A 16,458-nucleotide genomic window follows, 5' to 3' on the forward strand; every position below is an offset into this window, starting at 1 on the left:
GCCCGCCCCCGCCCTCGAGGACTCCCCACATGTACAAGCTGTTCTTCCGGCTGCTCTTCCAGCGGATGGACCCGGAACAGGCCCACAACCTCGCCTTCCGCTGGATCCGCGCCCTCGCCCGGGTCCCCGTCCTGCGCACCTTCGCCGCCGCCGCGCTCGCCCCCCGGTACGGGCAACTGCGCACCGAGGCCCTCGGCCTGCGCATGCACGGCCCCTTCGGGCTCGCCGCGGGCTTCGACAAGAACGCCGTCGGGATCGACGGGCTCTCCATGCTCGGCTTCGACCACGTCGAGATCGGCACCGTCACCGGCGAGGCCCAGCCCGGCAACCCGAAGCAGCGGCTGTTCCGGCTGGTCGCCGACCGCGCGCTGATCAACCGCATGGGCTTCAACAACGAGGGCTCCCTCGCCGTCGCCGCCCGCCTCGCCTCGCGCCGCCCGGTCTTCCGTACGGTCGTCGGCGTCAACATCGGCAAGACCAAGGCCGTCGCCGAGGCGGACGCCGTCGCCGACTACGTGAAGTCCGCCGAGCGGCTCGCCCCGCACGCCGACTACCTCGTGGTGAACGTCTCCTCCCCGAACACCCCCGGCCTGCGCGACCTCCAGGCCACCGAGGCGCTGCGGCCGCTGCTGAGCGCCGTGCGCGAGGCCGCCGACCGCGCCACCGGCGACCGCCGTGTCCCGCTCCTGGTGAAGATCGCCCCCGACCTGGCGGACGAGGACGTCGACGCCGTCGCTGACCTCGCCGTGGAACTCGGACTCGACGGCATCATCGCCACCAACACCACCATCGCCCGCGAGGGCCTCGGCCTGCGCTCCACCCCCTCGCTGGTCAAGGAGACCGGCGGGCTGTCCGGCGCACCCCTCAAGACGCGCTCCCTGGAGGTGCTGCGCCGCCTCTACGCGCGCGTGGGCGACCGCATCACCCTGGTCGGCGTCGGCGGCATCGAGACCGCCGAGGACGCCTGGCAGCGCATCCTGGCCGGCGCCACCCTGGTCCAGGGCTACAGCGCCTTCGTCTACGAGGGCCCCTTCTGGACCCGTGCCGTCCACAAGGGCCTCGCCGCCCGGCTGGACGCCAGCCCGTACGCCACCCTCGCCGACGCGGTCGGCGCCGACGTCAGGAACTCCGCATGAGCGCCAACGACCCCTTCGGTGCCCGGCTGCGGCGCGCCATGGACGAGCGCGGGCCGCTGTGCGTCGGCATCGACCCGCACGCCTCGCTGCTCGCTTCCTGGGGCCTGAACGACGACGTGAACGGTCTGGAGCGGTTCAGCCGCACGGTCGTCGAGGCGATCGCCGACCGGGTCGCCGTCGTCAAGCCGCAGAGCGCCTTCTTCGAGCGGTTCGGCTCGCGCGGTGTCGCCGTCCTGGAGCGCACGGTCGAGGAGACCCGCGCGGCGGGCGCCCTGGTCGTGATGGACGCCAAGCGCGGCGACATCGGCTCCACCATGGCCGGGTACGCACAGGCGTTCCTGCACAAGGACGCCCCGCTGTTCTCGGACGCGCTCACCGTCTCCCCGTACCTCGGCTACGGCTCGCTCGCCCCGGCGGTCGAGCTGGCCCGGGAGAACGGCGCCGGGCTGTTCGTGCTCGCGCTGACCTCCAACCCGGAGGGCCCGGAGGTGCAGCACGCGGTGCGCGCGGACGGCCGTACGGTCGCCGCCACCGTGCTGGCGCACCTCGCCGCCGAGAACGCGGGCGCCGAGCCCCTCGGCTCCTTCGGTGCGGTCGTCGGCGCCACCGTGGGCGACCTGTCCTCGTACGACCTCGCCATCAACGGCCCGCTGCTCGCCCCAGGCGTCGGCGCCCAGGGTGCCACCCCGGCCGACCTCCCGGCGGTGTTCGGGCGGGCCGTGGGCAACGTGGTGCCGAACGTCAGCCGGGGCGTGCTGCGGCACGGGCCCGACGTGGCGGCGCTGCGGGCGGCCACCGAGGAGTTCGCGCGGGAGATCCGGGCCGCAGTCGCCGGCGCCTGAGCACCGCGGACGACCTCGACCAGGGGTCCGAGAGGCGAATAGATCCCCGAATCATGGGCAGTATGCCGGAAAAGTCCGACCTCACGGAGGCTGACCAGGACTTTTCCGCTGTTCTCGCTGACTCTGGCGAACTTGCCCGCTAGTCTCCGAGCAGTGAGAGCGGGCGAGCGTGTTGCTCGTCCCTCCCCAGGTGTGGGGCGACTAGGTTCCTCACCGGTCCGTATCCGACAGTTCGACATCCGAGGTGACGTAGGCGTGGCTCTTCCGCCCCTTACCCCTGAACAGCGCGCAGCCGCGCTCGAAAAGGCCGCCGCGGCTCGCCGGGAGCGGGCCGAGGTCAAGAATCGACTCAAGCACTCCGGCGCCTCGCTGCACGAGGTCATCAAGCAGGGCCAGGAGAACGAGGTCATCGGCAAGATGAAGGTCTCGGCCCTTCTGGAGTCCCTGCCGGGCGTGGGCAAGGTCCGCGCCAAGCAGATCATGGAGCGTCTGGGGATCTCCGAGAGCCGCCGGGTGCGCGGCCTCGGTTCCAACCAGATCGCTTCCCTGGAGCGTGAGTTCGGCAGCACCGGCTCCTGAGTCCGGGCACCGCCCGGACCGGAGTCCCGGACACTCCGGGATTGCTGGAATAATCGCTGCATGGCTTCATCAATCCGGGGCGCGACCCCCGTACCCCCGGACGCACGTCCGCGGCTGACCGTGCTCTCCGGCCCCTCCGGGGTCGGCAAGAGCACGGTCGTCGCCCATATGCGCAAGGCGCACCCCGACGTCTGGCTGTCGGTGTCCGCGACCACCCGTAAGCCGCGCCCCGGCGAGGAGCACGGCGTCCACTACTTCTTCGTCAGCGACGAGGAGATGGACAAGCTGATCGCCAACGGCGAGCTGCTGGAGTGGGCCGAGTTCGCCGGCAACCGCTACGGCACGCCCCGCGCGGCCGTGCTGGAGCGGCTGGAGAAGGGCGAGCCGGTGCTGCTGGAGATCGACCTCCAGGGCGCCCGGCAGGTCCGCGAGTCGATGTCCGACGCCCAGTTGGTGTTCCTGGCCCCGCCCTCCTGGGAGGAACTGGTGCGCAGGCTCACCGGCCGCGGCACCGAACCGCCGGAGGTCATCGAGCGCCGGCTGGAGGCGGCCAGGACGGAACTGGCGGCCGAGCCCGAGTTCGACGTGACGCTGGTCAACACCTCCGTCGAGGACGTGGCCGGGGAGCTGCTAGCCTTGATGGACGTTGTGTGATCGTGACCGCCGTCCCTCGAACGGTACGGACGGGTCACCGCGTCTCGTCCTGAGACGCGCACCGACTGAATCTTTCCCATCCATCGGAAGGCAGAGCGTGTCCTCTTCCATCACCGCGCCCGAGGGCATCATCAACCCTCCGATCGACGAGCTCCTCGAGGCCACCGACTCGAAGTACAGCCTCGTGATCTACGCGGCCAAGCGTGCCCGTCAGATCAACGCGTACTACTCGCAGCTCGGTGAGGGCCTCCTCGAGTACGTCGGTCCGCTCGTCGACACCCACGTCCACGAGAAGCCGCTCTCGATCGCGCTGCGTGAGATCAACGCCGGTCTGCTGACCTCCGAGGCCATCGAGGGCCCGGCCCAGTAGTACCTCCAGATCGCGGTCGTACTTTCAGATCGCGGCTGACTTATCCACAGGCCCGGCAGTCATGCTGCCGGGCCTGTGGTGTGTCATGGGTGTCAAAGGTTCTCGAAAGTCCGGGGAGAGACGGTGGACAAGCCGAAGGTCGTGCTGGGCGTCAGCGGCGGCATCGCCGCGTACAAGTCCTGTGAGCTGCTGAGGCGGTTCACGGAGTCGGGGCACGACGTGCGGGTGGTGCCGACCGCGTCCGCGCTGCACTTCGTCGGCGCCGCCACGTGGTCCGCGCTGTCCGGGAACCCGGTCTCCACCGAGGTCTGGGACGCCGTCCACGAGGTCCCGCACGTGCGCATCGGCCAGCACGCCGACCTGGTGGTCGTCGCGCCCGCCACCGCCGACATGCTCGCCAAGGCCGCCCACGGCCTCGCCGACGACCTGCTCACCAACACGCTGCTCACCGCGCGCTGCCCGGTGGTCTTCGCCCCGGCGATGCACACCGAGATGTGGGAGCACCCGGCCACCCAGGAGAACGTGGCCACCCTGCGCCGACGGGGCGCCGTCGTCATCGAGCCCGCCGTCGGCCGCCTCACCGGCGTCGACACCGGCAAGGGGCGGCTGCCCGACCCGGCCGAGATCTTCGAGGTGTGCCGCAGGGTGCTGGCTAGGGGCGTGGCCGGGCCCGACCTCGCCGGCCGCCATGTGGTGGTCTCGGCGGGCGGCACCCGTGAGCCGCTCGACCCGGTGCGCTTCCTCGGCAACCGCTCCTCCGGCAAGCAGGGATACGCCCTGGCCCGGACCGCCGCCGCGCGCGGGGCCCGCGTGACATTGGTCTCGGCCAATGCGGAGCTGCCCGACCCGGCCGGGGTGGACATCGTGCGCGTCGGCACCGCCGTCCAGCTCCGCGAGGCGGTGCTCAAGGCCGCGGCCGACGCCGACGCCGTGGTCATGGCCGCCGCCGTCGCCGACTTCCGCCCGGCGGTCTACGCGAGCGGGAAGATCAAGAAGAAGGACGGCCAGGAGCCCGAGCCGGTCACCCTGGTGCGCAACCCCGACGTGCTCGCGGAGATCTCCGCCGAGCGCGCCCGCCCCTCCCAGGTCGTCGTCGGCTTCGCCGCCGAGACCGACGACGTGCTCGCCAACGGCCGCGCCAAGCTCGCCCGCAAGGGCTGCGATCTGCTCGTGGTGAACGAGGTGGGGGAGCGCAGGACGTTCGGCTCGGAGGAGAACGAGGCGGTCGTCCTCGGCGCCGACGGCACCGAGACGGCGGTACCGCACGGACCCAAGGAAGACCTGGCCGACACCGTCTGGGACCTGGTGGCGGCCCGGCTGGGCTGATGGCCCTGGGCCGTCCGAGGTGGTCGTTTTCGGCCACTCGGAGTCTTTTTTTCACACCGCGATGGCGCGTGGCGGATCTGGTCAACGCCACGCACCAGCGGGCAGAATGCCTGTGCCGCAGGTCACAGCGTTCTCGCTGGTCGAGAACGGGTGGCCTTGTGGCCAGGTGCGACCGATAAACTGTTCACGGACGACGCTGGGCGCAGCTCCCGGTGTGGTCCTTCAATGATCAGCCAGCAGCCGCTGCAACCCCAGGGAGCGTTGTGTCCCGTCGCCTGTTCACCTCGGAGTCCGTGACCGAAGGTCACCCCGACAAGATCGCTGACCAGATCAGCGACACCATTCTCGACGCGCTGCTCCGCGAGGACCCCTCGTCCCGCGTCGCCGTCGAGACGCTGATCACCACCGGCCTGGTGCACGTGGCCGGCGAGGTCACCACCAAGGCCTACGCGCCCATCGCCCAACTGGTGCGCGAGAAGATCCTGGAGATCGGCTACGACTCCTCCAAGAAGGGCTTCGACGGCGCCTCCTGCGGCGTCTCGGTGTCCATCGGCGCGCAGTCCCCGGACATCGCGCAGGGCGTCGACACGGCGTACGAGTCCCGTGTCGAGGGCGACGAGGACGAGCTGGACAAGCAGGGCGCCGGCGACCAGGGCCTGATGTTCGGCTACGCCTCGGACGAGACGCCGACGCTGATGCCGCTGCCGATCTTCCTGGCGCACCGCCTGTCCAAGCGCCTCTCCGAGGTCCGCAAGAACGGCACCATCCCCTACCTGCGCCCCGACGGCAAGACCCAGGTCACCATCGAGTACGACGGCGACAAGGCCGTCCGCCTCGACACCGTCGTGGTGTCCTCCCAGCACGCCTCCGACATCGACCTGGAGTCGCTGCTCGCGCCCGACATCCGCGAGTTCGTGGTCGAGCCCGAGCTGAAGGCCCTGCTGGACGAGGGCATCAAGATCGACACCGAGGGCTACCGCCTGCTGGTGAACCCGACCGGCCGCTTCGAGATCGGCGGCCCGATGGGCGACGCCGGCCTCACCGGCCGCAAGATCATCATCGACACCTACGGCGGCTTCGCCCGCCACGGTGGCGGCGCCTTCTCGGGCAAGGACCCGTCCAAGGTGGACCGCTCGGCCGCCTACGCGATGCGCTGGGTCGCCAAGAACGTGGTGGCGGCCGGGCTGGCCTCCCGCTGCGAGGTCCAGGTCGCCTACGCGATCGGCAAGGCCGAGCCGGTCGGTCTCTTCGTGGAGACCTTCGGCACCGCCAAGATCGAGCCCGAGAAGATCGAGAAGGCCATCGACGAGGTCTTCGACCTCCGTCCGGCCGCGATCATCCGCGACCTCGACCTGCTGCGTCCGATCTACGCCCAGACGGCGGCCTACGGCCACTTCGGCCGTGAGATCCCCGACTTCACCTGGGAGCGCACGGACCGCGTCGACGCCCTGCGCAAGGCCGCCGGCGTCTGACCCGAACCGCGAGAACCGAGGCCCGGCTCCCCAAGGGGCGCCGGGCCTCGGCGTGCTCCGGGCGTCTCGGCGGGCGGTGTTGTCGGTGGTCTTTGGTAAGAATGCAAGCGTGAGCAGCGAGAACGGGCCGGGGGACGGCGGGGCCGAGGGACCGGCGCCGGAGCAGCTCGCGCTCATCCGGGAGAGCGTGCGCGAGGCCGACGTACCCCGGGCCAAGCCGCGCACCTGGCGGGGTGCGGCGCTGGCCAAGGACCGGCCCGTCGCCCGGGTGCTCGTCGACAAGGGCGTCCTCCACCTCGACCGCTACTTCGACTACGCCGTGCCCGAGGAGATGGACGCCGACGCGCAGCCCGGCGTGCGGGTCCGGGTGCGGTTCGGCGCCGGCCGGCACCGGGTGCGCGACGGACGCCGCGAGGGCGGCGGCCTCATCGACGGCTTCCTGATCGAACGGCGGGCCGAGTCCGACTACTCAGGGCCGCTGGCCGCCCTCGCGGCGGTCGTCTCCCCGGAGCCGGTGCTCGGCGAGGAACTCCTCGGTCTCGCCCGCGCCGTCGCCGACCGGTACGCGGGCAGCCTCGCCGACGTGCTGCAACTGGCCGTACCGCCGCGCAGCGCCCGTGCCGAGCGCCGCGCCTCCCCGGAGCCGCTGCCCGCGCCCCCCGCCCCGGAGGCGGGCACCTGGGCGCGTTACGAGCACGGTCCCGCCTTCCTCGACGCCCTGGCCTCCGGCGGCTCGCCCCGAGCGGTGTGGAACACCCTGCCGGGGCCCGAGTGGAGCGAGGAACTGGCCCGTGCCGTCGCCGCCACCCTCGCCTCGGGACGCGGCGCGCTGGTCGTCGTCCCCGACGGGCGGGCCGCCGCGCGGGTCGACGCCGCGCTGACCGCGCTGCTCGGCGAGGGCCACCACGCGCTGCTCACCGCCGACGCCGGGCCCGAGAAGCGGTACGCGCAGTGGCTCGCGGTGCGGCGCGGTTCCGTACGGGCGGTCGTCGGCACCCGGGCCGCCATGTTCGCGCCGGTGCGGGACCTGGGGCTCGTGGCCATCTGGGACGACGGCGACGACAGCCACAGCGAACAGCACGCACCCCAGCCGCACGCCCGCGACGTCCTGCTGCTGCGGGCCTCGCTGGACAAGTGCGCCTTCCTGGTGGGTGGTCGGAGCTGCACGGTGGAGGCCGCGCAACTCGTCGAGAGCGGATGGGCGCGGCCCCTGACCGCCGGACGCGACCAGGTCCGCCGGGCCGCGCCACTGGTGCGGACCGTCGGCGACGGCGACCTCGCGCGCGACGAGGCCGCCCGCGCCGCCCGCCTGCCCAGCCTCGCCTGGCAGGCGGTCAGGGAAGGCCTCAAGAGCGGCCCGGTGCTGGTGCAGGTGCCCCGGCGCGGGTACGTGCCGCGCCTGGCCTGCGCCCAGTGCCGGGCACCCGCGCGCTGCGCGCACTGCGCCGGGCCGCTCCAGGCGCAGGACGCCGGGGCGCTGCGCTGCGAGTGGTGCGGGCGCCAGGAGCACTCCTGGCACTGCCCCGAGTGCGGCGGCTTCCGGCTGCGCGCCCAGGTGGTCGGAGCGCGCCGGACGGCGGAGGAGCTGGGGCGGGCGTTTCCCGCCGTGCCAGTGCGCACCTCCGGCCGCGAGCACGTGCTCGACACCGTGCCGGACGCCCCCGCGCTGGTCGTGAGCACACCGGGCGCCGAACCGGTCGCCGAGGGCGGTTACGCGGCCGCGCTGCTGCTCGACGGCTGGGCCATGCTCGGACGGCCCGACCTGCGCTCCGGCGAGGACGCGCTGCGCCGGTGGATCGCGGCGGCGGCGCTGGTACGGCCGCAGGGCGCGGGCGGGACCGTGGTGGTCGTGGCCGAACCGACGCTGCGGCCCGTGCAGGCGCTGGTGCGCTGGGACCCCGTCGGGTTCGCGGTGCGCGAGCTGGCCGAGCGGGCCGAACTGGGCTTCCCTCCGGTGTCCCGGATGGCGGCCGTGTCCGGGACGCCCGAGGCGGTCGCCGAGTTCCTCGCCGCCGTCGAATCGCCCCCGGACGCCGAGGTGCTCGGCCCGGTACCGCTGCCCCCGACCCTCCCCGGCCGGCCGCGCAGGCCCGGCGCGCCCCCGCCGGGGGAGCAGTGGGAACGCGCGCTGATCCGGGTGCCGCCGGGCAGCGGCTCCGCCCTGGCCGCCGCCCTCAAGACGGCCCAGGCGGCCCGCATGGCCCGCGGCAGCGCGGAACCGGTACGGGTGCGGATCGACCCGCCGGACATCGGCTGAGACGTCGTCCGGGTGCACGAACGCCCTCCCGGTCGGGTGGCCGGGAGGGCGGGGCGGGGCTCGGATCAGCCGCTGCGCGGGCCGGGGAAGGCGGGGGGCCGGGGGTCGTCGCGGAGGGTGGGGCTGCCCGCGGTGGGCTGGGTCGGCATGGAACGGGCCGCGGGGACGGTCGGCATGCCGCTGTTGAGGGTGCGGGTGCCCGACGGCTCGGTGGCGCGCTCCGCCTCGGCGGCGGCCTGGGCGGCCGCGCGGCGGGCGCCGTAACGGCGGTGCACGGCCTGCTTGGTGACGCCGAGCGCGGAACCCACCGCGTCCCAGGAGAAGCCGAGCGAGCGGTCGAAGTCCACGGCCGCCGTCACCAGGGTCTCGACGCTGTCCCGGAGTTCCTGGGCGAGGCGGACCGTCGGGGCGGGGGCGCGTCCGTAGACGACGAAGCCGGTGGACGGGCCGGAGCGGCGGGGGCGGTAGACGTTGCCGAGCTGGGCGGTGAGGGTGCGCAGTGCGTCCACCTGCCGGCGGACCCGCTCGATGTCCCGCACCAGCAAGTGCAGGCTGGCACGGGCCTGGGCGTCGTGGGTTGCGTGGTCGGCCATGGACAAGCCTCTCGAACCGGCGTTGAAAGGAACTGGGCGGCTGGAAGCGGCCCGAGGTGGTCAACTCTCTCTTGACCAACGCGTGGACGCTCCGCTGGTCACGGGGTGGGGCGCGCGGGGTGTGTCTGTACGCCGGGTCTCCCGCCCGCACACCACCCGTCCACGGTCGGCCGGGAGGCCGGACGGCACCCGGGACGGGGCGCCGTCGGCGGCCCCGGGTGCCCGCGACGACCCGACCTCCACCGGCGGTCATAGACTTGTCCGCTGCCCGTCCGCCGCCGCTCGAGAGGCTCGATCCCGCCCATGAAGCTCGTCTTCGCCGGTACCCCCGAGGTCGCCGTTCCCGCCCTGGACGCTCTGATCGCCTCCGGGCGGCACGAGGTGGCCGCCGTCGTCACGCGGCCCGACGCGCCCGCCGGGCGGGGCCGCAGGCTGGTCGCCTCGCCCGTGGCCGAGCGGGCGGAGGAGGCCGGCATCGAGGTGCTGAAGCCGGCCCGCCCGCGTGACCCCGAATTCCTGGAGCGGCTGAAGGAGATCGGCCCGGACTGCTGCCCGGTCGTCGCCTACGGCGCCCTGCTGCCCCGCGTCGCCCTCGACATCCCCGCCCACGGCTGGGTCAACCTGCACTTCTCCCTGCTGCCCGCCTGGCGCGGGGCCGCGCCCGTGCAGCACTCGATCATGTCGGGCGACCAGATCACCGGCGCCTCCACCTTCCTCATCGAGGAGGGCCTGGACTCCGGCCCGGTCTACGGCACCGTCACCGAGGAGATCCGCCCCACCGACACCAGCGGCGACCTGCTCACCCGGCTCGCCCTCGCGGGTTCCGGGCTGCTCGTGGCCACCATGGACGGCATCGAGGACGGCGCCCTGAAGGCCGTACCGCAGCCCGCCGAGGGCATCACCCTCGCGCCGAAGATCACGGTCGAGGACGCCAAGGCGGACTGGGCGGCGCCCGCGCTGCGCGTCGACCGGCTGGTGCGCGGCTGCACGCCCGCCCCCGGCGCGTGGACCGTTTTCCGGGGCGAGCGGCTGAAGCTGGTCCACGTCACCCCCGTGCCCGAGCGCACCGACCTCGCGCCCGGACAGCTCGCCATCGGCAAGAACAGCGTGCACGTGGGCACCGGCTCGTACGCCGTCGAGCTGCTGTGGGTGCAGGCCCAGGGCAAGAAGCCGATGCGCGCCGCCGACTGGGCGCGCGGGGCGCGCATCGCCGAGGGCGAGACGCTCGGCGGCTGACACCCCGCGAGTGGGGGGTGACGATTCACCGACGTACGCTGGTGATCGCACCCCCCTCTGCAATCCGGAGCACCTTTCTCGTGAGCGAGCAGTCCCGTCGGCCGCACCGGCCCGCCAAGCCCTACCGGCGCCCCCAGAAGGACCCCGTCCGCGTCCTCGCCTTCGACGCGCTGCGCGCGGTGGACGAACGGGACGCCTACGCCAACCTCGTGCTGCCCCCGCTGCTGCGCAAGGCGCGGGAGAACGGCGACTTCGACGCGCGGGACGCCGCCCTCGCCACCGAGCTGGTGTACGGCACGCTGCGCCGCCAGGGCACGTACGACGCGATCATCGCCAGTTGCATCGACCGGCCGCTGCGCGAGGTGGACCCGCCGGTGCTCGACGTGCTGAGCCTGGGCGCGCACCAGTTGCTCGGGACCCGCATCCCCACCCACGCCGCCGTGTCGGCCTCGGTCGAACTGGCCCGCGTGGTGCTCGGCGACGGGCGGGCCAAGTTCGTCAACGCCGTGCTGCGCAAGATCGCCCAGCACGACCTGGACGGCTGGCTGGAGCAGGTAGCGCCGCCCTACGACGAGGACCCCGAGGACCACCTCGCCGTCGTCCACTCCCACCCCCGCTGGGTCGTCTCCGCGCTGTGGGACTCCCTCGGCGGCGGCCGCGCGGGCATCGAGGAACTGCTCGCGGCGGACAACGAACGGCCCGAGGTCACCCTCGTCGCGCGGCCCGGCCGGTCCACCGCCGAGGAACTGCTGACCGAGGACGCCGCCGTGGCCGGTAGCTGGTCGCCGTACGCGGTGCGGCTGACCGAGGGCGGCGAGCCGGGCGCGGTCGAGGCCGTGCGCGAGGGGCGGGCCGGTGTGCAGGACGAGGGCAGTCAGCTCGTCGCCCTCGCCCTCGCCAACGCGCCCCTCGACGGCCCCGACGAGAAGTGGCTCGACGGCTGTGCCGGCCCCGGCGGCAAGGCCGCGCTGCTGGCCGCCCTCGCCGCCGAGCGCGGCGCCACGCTCCTCGCCTCCGAGAAGCAGCCGCACCGCGCGGGCCTGGTGGCCAAGGCCCTGGCGGGCAACCCCGGCCCGTACCAGGTGATCACCGCCGACGGCACCCGTCCGCCGTGGCGCCGCGGCACCTTCGACCGAGTGCTGATGGACGTCCCCTGCACCGGCCTGGGCGCGCTGCGCCGCCGTCCCGAGGCCCGCTGGCGCCGCCGCCCCGAGGACCTCGAGAACTTCGCCCCGGTCCAGCGCGGCCTGCTCCGCACCGCCCTGGAGTCCGTCCGCGTCGGCGGAGTGGTCGGCTACGCGACCTGCTCCCCGCACCTCGCGGAGACCCGGGCGGTGGTGGCCGACCTCCTCAAGGAACACCCCGAAGCCGAACTGATCGACGCCCGCCCCCTCCTCCCCGGCGTCCCCGACCTCGGCGAGGGCCCCGACATCCAGCTCTGGCCCCACATCCACGGCACGGACGCGATGTACCTGGCCCTGATCCGCCGCACGGCGTGAGGAGTCCGGGGCACCTCTGAACCCCCTCCAGGGCAGCCGACCCAGGGGCGCGGGGAACTGCGCGAACAACCCCCACCGGGCCGGCACCCGAAGAACAACCGCACCTCCGACGGCCCGACGCCGCTCCCCCCGGAGGGGCATGGCAGGCTTGGCACATGGCCGCGCAGATCAACCCCAGCATCCTGTCCGCAGACTTCGCCCGCCTCGCCGACGACGCGAAGGCGGTCGAGGGTGCCGACTGGCTCCATGTCGACGTCATGGACAACCACTTCGTCCCGAATCTCACCCTCGGTACCCCGGTCGTGGAGTCCCTGGCCCGCGCCACGGACATCCCGCTGGACTGCCACCTGATGATGGAGGACCCCGACCGCTGGGCCCCGCAGTACGTCGAGGCGGGCGCCTCCTCGGTGACCTTCCACGTCGAGGCCGCCCACGCCCCCATCCGGCTCGCCCGTGAGATCCGCGCGAAGGGCGCCCGCGCCGCCATGGCCCTCAAGCCCGCGACGCCGATCGAGGCGTACGAGGACATGCTCCCCGAGCTGGACATGCTGCTGATCATGACGGTCGAGCCGGGCTTCGGCGGGCAGGCGTTCCTCGACATCACGCTGCCCAAGATCCGCCGCACCCGCGAGCTGATCGCCAAGCACGGCCTCCAGATGTGGCTGCAGGTCGACGGCGGTGTCTCGGCCGAGACGATCGAGCGGTGCGCGGAGGCCGGAGCGGACGTCTTCGTGGCCGGATCGGCCGTGTACGGGGCCGAGGACCCGGCCGAAGCGGTGCGCGCGCTGCGCGCGCAGGCGGACCGGGCGATCGCTGATTCGTCCTGGGCGTGCGGCCACTGAGCCACGCCGAGGTGAACGGTTGAGAGAAGGCCACCCATCAGGGCGGATCCGCGGCTTCGGATCTGCGAGGATGAACGCCGAATCCAGAGTGTGAACAGCAGTGAGGAGATCGCCGTGTCGGGTATGTCGGCGGGCCGGTCAGCCATGCGGATGGGGCCCGCTGAGCTGGTGCAGGCGGCGGCCATGGCCCGCCGCTTCTACCTGGAGGGCAAGTCCAAGATCCAGATCGCGGAGGAGTTCGGCGTCAGCCGCTTCAAGGTGGCCCGGGTCCTGGAGACCGCTCTCGAACGGGATCTCGTACGCATCGAGATCCGCGTCCCGGCCGAGCTGGACGCCGAGCGCTCGGACGCGCTCCGCGCCCGGTACGGCCTCAGACACGCCGTCGTGGTCGAGTCCCCGGCCGACGCCGAGGAGACCCCCGACCCGGAGAACCTGGGCGAGGTCGCCGCCGACCTGCTCGGTGAACTCGTCGACGAGGGCGATGTCCTCGGCCTCGCCTGGGGCCGCTCCACCATCCACATGGCGGCCGCGCTCGACCGGCTGCCGCCGTGCACGGTGGTGCAGTTGACGGGCGTGTACGACGCCGGGACCGCCGAGCGCGGCTCGGTCGAGGCCGTCCGCCGCGCCGCCCAGGTGTCCGGCGGGGACGCCCATCCCATCTACGCGCCGATGCTGCTGCCGGACGAGGCCACCGCCGCCGCCCTGCGCAACCAGACCGGGATCGCCCGTGCCTTCGAGTACTTCGACAAGGTCACGGTCGCCTGCGTCTCCATCGGCTCCTGGGAGCCGGGCATCTCCACGGTGCACGACATGCTCAGCGACGAGGAGCGCTCGCACTACGCCTCGCTCGGTGTCGCCGCCGAGATGTCCGCGCACCTCTTCGACGCCGAGGGCCGCCGGATCGGGCGGGACCTGGGAGAGCGGTGCATCACGGTCAAGACCGACCAACTGCGCCGCATCCCTGAGGTCGTGGCCATCGCGGGCGGCCAGCGCAAGGCGCCGGCCATCGACGCGGTGCTGCGGTCCGGGCTCGTCACCAGCCTGGTGACGGACACCTCGGCCGCGGACTACCTGCTCACCGCGGGTCCCGCGCCGAAGCCCGCCCTCAGCCGCGCCGACCCCGACGGGGTCTGAGGGACCCGGCGAGGCCTAAACCGGCGGAACGCTGCCACGGCGGGCGGGCCGTGGCAGCATCTGTGGCATGCTGTCGCGGTTCGTCCCCAAGGTCCTCCTACGAGACAGAGGCCCGGCGCCCCTGCGCCTGTTCGCCGGTGTGCTGGCCGTCCTCGGTGTCCTGCTGGCCGGCTGTTCCGGGCCGGGTACGGTCACCGAGCCGCCGGCCGCTTCGCGCAAGGCGAGTCCCGCCGCCTCGGCCCCGGCCTGGGCCGCGGGCATGGCCGCCGTCCCCGAGTCCCGGCTGCCCGCCGAGGCCCGGCGGACCCTCGCCCTCATCGACGAGGGCGGCCCGTACCCGTACGGACGCGACGGGATCGTCTTCGGGAACTTCGAGGGGCATCTGCCGAAGCACCCGCGCGGCTACTACCACGAGTACACCGTGCCCACCCCAGGCTCCCGCGACCGGGGCGCCCGGCGCATCGTCACCGGGGACGGCGGGGAGTTCTACTACACCGATGATCACTACGACTCGTTCCGGGCGGTGCTGAGATGAGTGAACAACTGGGGGACCGGTACGCGGTCACCCTCGACCTCGAGGGCGTCCGCGACAAGGCCGGACTGATGGACCGGGCCGCGAAGGCCCTGAGCCTGCCCGACTGGTTCGGCCGCAACTGGGACGCCCTGCTGGACTCCCTCTCCGACACCACCGTCTGGCCCCCGGCCGCCGTCGAGAGCGGTCTGCTGGTCGTCGTACGGAACTGGGAGCCGTTCGCCGAGTCGGCTCCGGACGAGTGGCGCATCGCGCGGGACGTGCTCTCCGAGGCGGCGGACCGCACCTCCTTCCTCGACGTCGTGCTCGCCCTTGGAGGAACCTCCGAGCTGTGACCCGGTGTCCCTGGAGGTTCGGTGGGGGCATGTCCGGGGCCCTGCCATGGGAGAATGAAGTACGTGCTCTTTCCCCCTGGCGCACCCGTCAGGGGGTCACCTCTGATCGACCGGGATGTGCGGCACGTGCGTTTCCTCAATGACATCCAGCCTGCCTACGACCTGACGTACGACGACGTCTTCATGGTGCCGAGCCGCTCCGCGGTCGGCTCGCGGCAGGCGGTGGACCTCGGTGCCCCGGACGGCACCGGTACGACGATCCCGCTGGTCGTCGCCAACATGACCGCCATCGCGGGGCGCCGGATGGCCGAGACGATGGCCCGGCGCGGCGGACTGGTGGTCATTCCCCAGGACATCCCCATCGACGTCGTCACCGAGGTGGTCACCTGGGTGAAGAGCCGTCACCTCGTGCTGGACACCCCGATCGTGCTGTCCCCGCACCAGACCGTCGCCGACGCGCTGGCCCTGCTGCCCAAGCGGGCGCACAACGCCGGAGTCGTGGTGGACGCCGACCACCGCCCGGTCGGTGTCGTCACCGACCAGGACCTCAGCGGGGTCGACCGCTTCACCCAGCTCGAAGTGGTCATGTCCCGCGACCTGGTGCTGCTCGACGCCGGCATCGACCCGCGCGAGGCGTTCAACACGCTGGACGCGGCCAACCGCCGCTACGCCCCGGCCGTCGACGCCGAGGGCCGCCTCGCGGGCATCCTCACCCGCAAGGGCGCCCTGCGCGCCACCCTGTACACCCCGGCCGTGGACGCGAATGGCAAGCTGCGCATCGCCGCGGCCGTGGGCATCAACGGCGATGTGGCGGGCAAGGCCAAGCAGTTGCTGGACGCGGGCGTGGACACCCTCGTCATCGACACCGCGCACGGCCACCAGGAGTCGATGATCAGCGCGGTCCGCACGGTGCGCGCCCTCGACCCGCGGGTGCCGATCGTGGCGGGCAACATCGTCTCCGCCGAGGGCGTCCGCGACCTGATCGAGGCCGGCGCCGACATCATCAAGGTCGGTGTCGGACCGGGTGCCATGTGCACCACCCGGATGATGACCGGCGTGGGCCGCCCGCAGTTCTCCGCCGTGCTGGAGTGCGCGGCCGAGGCGAAGAAGTTCGGCAAGCACGTCTGGGCCGACGGCGGTGTCCGCCACCCGCGCGACGTGGCCATGGCCCTCGCGGCCGGTGCCTCCAACGTCATGGTCGGTTCCTGGTTCGCCGGTACCTACGAGTCGCCCGGCGACCTCCAGCAGGACGCCGACGGGCGCCTGTACAAGGAGTCGTTCGGCATGGCGTCCGCCCGCGCGGTGCGCAACCGCACCTCCGAGGAGTCGTCGTACGACCGCGCCCGCAAGGGGCTCTTCGAGGAGGGCATCTCCACCTCCCGCATGTTCCTCGACCCGGCCCGGCCGGGCGTCGAGGACCTGGTCGACTCGATCATCGCGGGCGTCCGCTCCTCCTGCACCTACGCGGGCGCCGGCTCGCTGGAGGAGTTCGCCGAGAAGGCCATCGTCGGCATCCAGAGCGCGGCCGGGTACGCCGAGGGCATGCCCCTGCACGCGAGCTGGAGCTGACCTCGCGCACGCCTCCCACCTGGGAGGTCTCCGGGTGCGGGGACGGGCGGGGCTCGTGTTCTACTTCGTAGGAGAAGTGACC

General features: G+C 73.0%; 16 protein-coding genes. 15 read left to right on the forward strand and 1 reads right to left on the reverse strand.

Annotated elements, in window-relative coordinates; all coding sequences use genetic code 11:
• Positions 1 to 29: 29 nt before the first annotated feature.
• From HEK131_RS10360 to HEK131_RS10395, 8 genes are all read left to right on the forward strand, one after another.
• The gene (locus HEK131_RS10360) at positions 30 to 1,136 is read left to right on the forward strand and encodes a quinone-dependent dihydroorotate dehydrogenase (RefSeq protein WP_217460931.1); all 1,107 of its coding nucleotides are present in this window, start codon (positions 30 to 32) and stop codon (positions 1,134 to 1,136) included.
• Positions 1,133 to 1,978 (forward strand): orotidine-5'-phosphate decarboxylase, encoded by an 846-nt coding sequence (gene pyrF, locus HEK131_RS10365; RefSeq protein ID WP_244334455.1) that lies wholly within the window; start codon positions 1,133 to 1,135, stop codon positions 1,976 to 1,978. Before HEK131_RS10360 ends, pyrF begins: the two co-directional genes overlap by 4 nt.
• 255 nt (positions 1,979 to 2,233) lie before the next feature.
• Positions 2,234 to 2,557, forward strand: a complete 324-nt coding sequence (locus tag HEK131_RS10370; protein ID WP_030810589.1) for an integration host factor — start codon at positions 2,234 to 2,236, stop codon at positions 2,555 to 2,557.
• Between the two features lie 60 nt (positions 2,558 to 2,617).
• Positions 2,618 to 3,211 (forward strand): guanylate kinase, encoded by a 594-nt coding sequence (gene gmk, locus HEK131_RS10375; RefSeq protein WP_161150173.1) that lies wholly within the window; start codon positions 2,618 to 2,620, stop codon positions 3,209 to 3,211.
• Positions 3,212 to 3,308: 97 nt separating this feature from the next.
• The gene (gene rpoZ / locus HEK131_RS10380; protein ID WP_005319902.1) at positions 3,309 to 3,581 is read left to right on the forward strand and encodes a DNA-directed RNA polymerase subunit omega; all 273 of its coding nucleotides are present in this window, start codon (positions 3,309 to 3,311) and stop codon (positions 3,579 to 3,581) included.
• Positions 3,582 to 3,704: 123 nt separating this feature from the next.
• Positions 3,705 to 4,907 carry a bifunctional phosphopantothenoylcysteine decarboxylase/phosphopantothenate--cysteine ligase CoaBC gene (coaBC, locus tag HEK131_RS10385; RefSeq protein ID WP_217460934.1) on the forward strand — a complete coding sequence of 401 codons (1,203 nt, stop codon included), beginning with the start codon at positions 3,705 to 3,707 and terminating at the stop codon, positions 4,905 to 4,907.
• Between the two features lie 263 nt (positions 4,908 to 5,170).
• Positions 5,171 to 6,379 carry a methionine adenosyltransferase gene (gene metK, locus HEK131_RS10390; protein WP_030810578.1) on the forward strand — a complete coding sequence of 403 codons (1,209 nt, stop codon included), beginning with the start codon at positions 5,171 to 5,173 and terminating at the stop codon, positions 6,377 to 6,379.
• Positions 6,380 to 6,488: 109 nt separating this feature from the next.
• On the forward strand, positions 6,489 to 8,636 hold the full coding sequence (locus HEK131_RS10395; RefSeq protein ID WP_217460936.1) for a primosomal protein N': 2,148 nt from the start codon (positions 6,489 to 6,491) through the stop codon (positions 8,634 to 8,636).
• A 65-nt stretch (positions 8,637 to 8,701) separates the two neighbouring features.
• On the opposite strand, the gene HEK131_RS10400 is transcribed toward HEK131_RS10395, so the two are convergent.
• Positions 8,702 to 9,229, reverse strand: coding sequence for a hypothetical protein (locus tag HEK131_RS10400; RefSeq protein ID WP_161149568.1), 528 nt, complete (start codon positions 9,227 to 9,229; stop codon positions 8,702 to 8,704).
• Positions 9,230 to 9,532: 303 nt separating this feature from the next.
• Here HEK131_RS10400 and fmt point away from each other — a divergent pair, with 303 nt between their 5' ends.
• The 7 genes from fmt to HEK131_RS10435 all read left to right on the forward strand — a co-directional run bounded on the left by fmt (position 9,533) and on the right by HEK131_RS10435 (position 16,376).
• A complete protein-coding gene (fmt, locus tag HEK131_RS10405) occupies positions 9,533 to 10,465 on the forward strand; it encodes a methionyl-tRNA formyltransferase (RefSeq protein ID WP_217460937.1) in 933 nt (310 codons plus the stop codon).
• A gap of 80 nt (positions 10,466 to 10,545) precedes the next feature.
• Positions 10,546 to 11,964, forward strand: a complete 1,419-nt coding sequence (locus tag HEK131_RS10410; RefSeq protein WP_217460938.1) for an RsmB/NOP family class I SAM-dependent RNA methyltransferase — start codon at positions 10,546 to 10,548, stop codon at positions 11,962 to 11,964.
• A gap of 155 nt (positions 11,965 to 12,119) precedes the next feature.
• Entirely contained in the window at positions 12,120 to 12,806 is a 687-nt protein-coding gene (gene rpe, locus HEK131_RS10415; RefSeq protein WP_217460939.1) for a ribulose-phosphate 3-epimerase, read from the forward strand.
• Between the two features lie 90 nt (positions 12,807 to 12,896).
• Entirely contained in the window at positions 12,897 to 13,940 is a 1,044-nt protein-coding gene (locus HEK131_RS10420) for a sugar-binding transcriptional regulator (protein ID WP_161150573.1), read from the forward strand.
• Between the two features lie 67 nt (positions 13,941 to 14,007).
• Complete coding sequence (locus HEK131_RS10425) at positions 14,008 to 14,475, forward strand: ribonuclease domain-containing protein (protein WP_244334456.1); 468 nt, start codon at positions 14,008 to 14,010, stop codon at positions 14,473 to 14,475.
• The gene (locus HEK131_RS10430; RefSeq protein ID WP_244334457.1) at positions 14,472 to 14,807 is read left to right on the forward strand and encodes a barstar family protein; all 336 of its coding nucleotides are present in this window, start codon (positions 14,472 to 14,474) and stop codon (positions 14,805 to 14,807) included. The genes HEK131_RS10425 and HEK131_RS10430 overlap by 4 nt, the downstream gene beginning before the upstream one ends.
• A 126-nt stretch (positions 14,808 to 14,933) precedes the next feature.
• Complete coding sequence (locus HEK131_RS10435; RefSeq protein WP_217460942.1) at positions 14,934 to 16,376, forward strand: GuaB1 family IMP dehydrogenase-related protein; 1,443 nt, start codon at positions 14,934 to 14,936, stop codon at positions 16,374 to 16,376.
• Positions 16,377 to 16,458 lie beyond the last annotated feature (82 nt).

The organism is Streptomyces seoulensis, from assembly GCF_022846655.1.
In the GTDB taxonomy this organism is placed as follows: Bacteria; Actinomycetota; Actinomycetes; order Streptomycetales; family Streptomycetaceae; genus Streptomyces.

Coding starts and splice junctions, on each gene's coding strand:
- HEK131_RS10430 (WP_244334457.1), top strand. CDS start 14,472: ATGAGTGAACAACTGGGGGACCGGTACGCGGTCACCCTCGACCTCGAG.
- gmk (WP_161150173.1), top strand. CDS start 2,618: ATGGCTTCATCAATCCGGGGCGCGACCCCCGTACCCCCGGACGCACGT.
- rpe (WP_217460939.1), top strand. CDS start 12,120: ATGGCCGCGCAGATCAACCCCAGCATCCTGTCCGCAGACTTCGCCCGC.
- fmt (WP_217460937.1), top strand. CDS start 9,533: ATGAAGCTCGTCTTCGCCGGTACCCCCGAGGTCGCCGTTCCCGCCCTG.
- HEK131_RS10425 (WP_244334456.1), top strand. CDS start 14,008: ATGCTGTCGCGGTTCGTCCCCAAGGTCCTCCTACGAGACAGAGGCCCG.
- pyrF (WP_244334455.1), top strand. CDS start 1,133: ATGAGCGCCAACGACCCCTTCGGTGCCCGGCTGCGGCGCGCCATGGAC.
- HEK131_RS10360 (WP_217460931.1), top strand. CDS start 30: ATGTACAAGCTGTTCTTCCGGCTGCTCTTCCAGCGGATGGACCCGGAA.
- HEK131_RS10400 (WP_161149568.1), bottom strand. CDS start 9,229: ATGGCCGACCACGCAACCCACGACGCCCAGGCCCGTGCCAGCCTGCAC.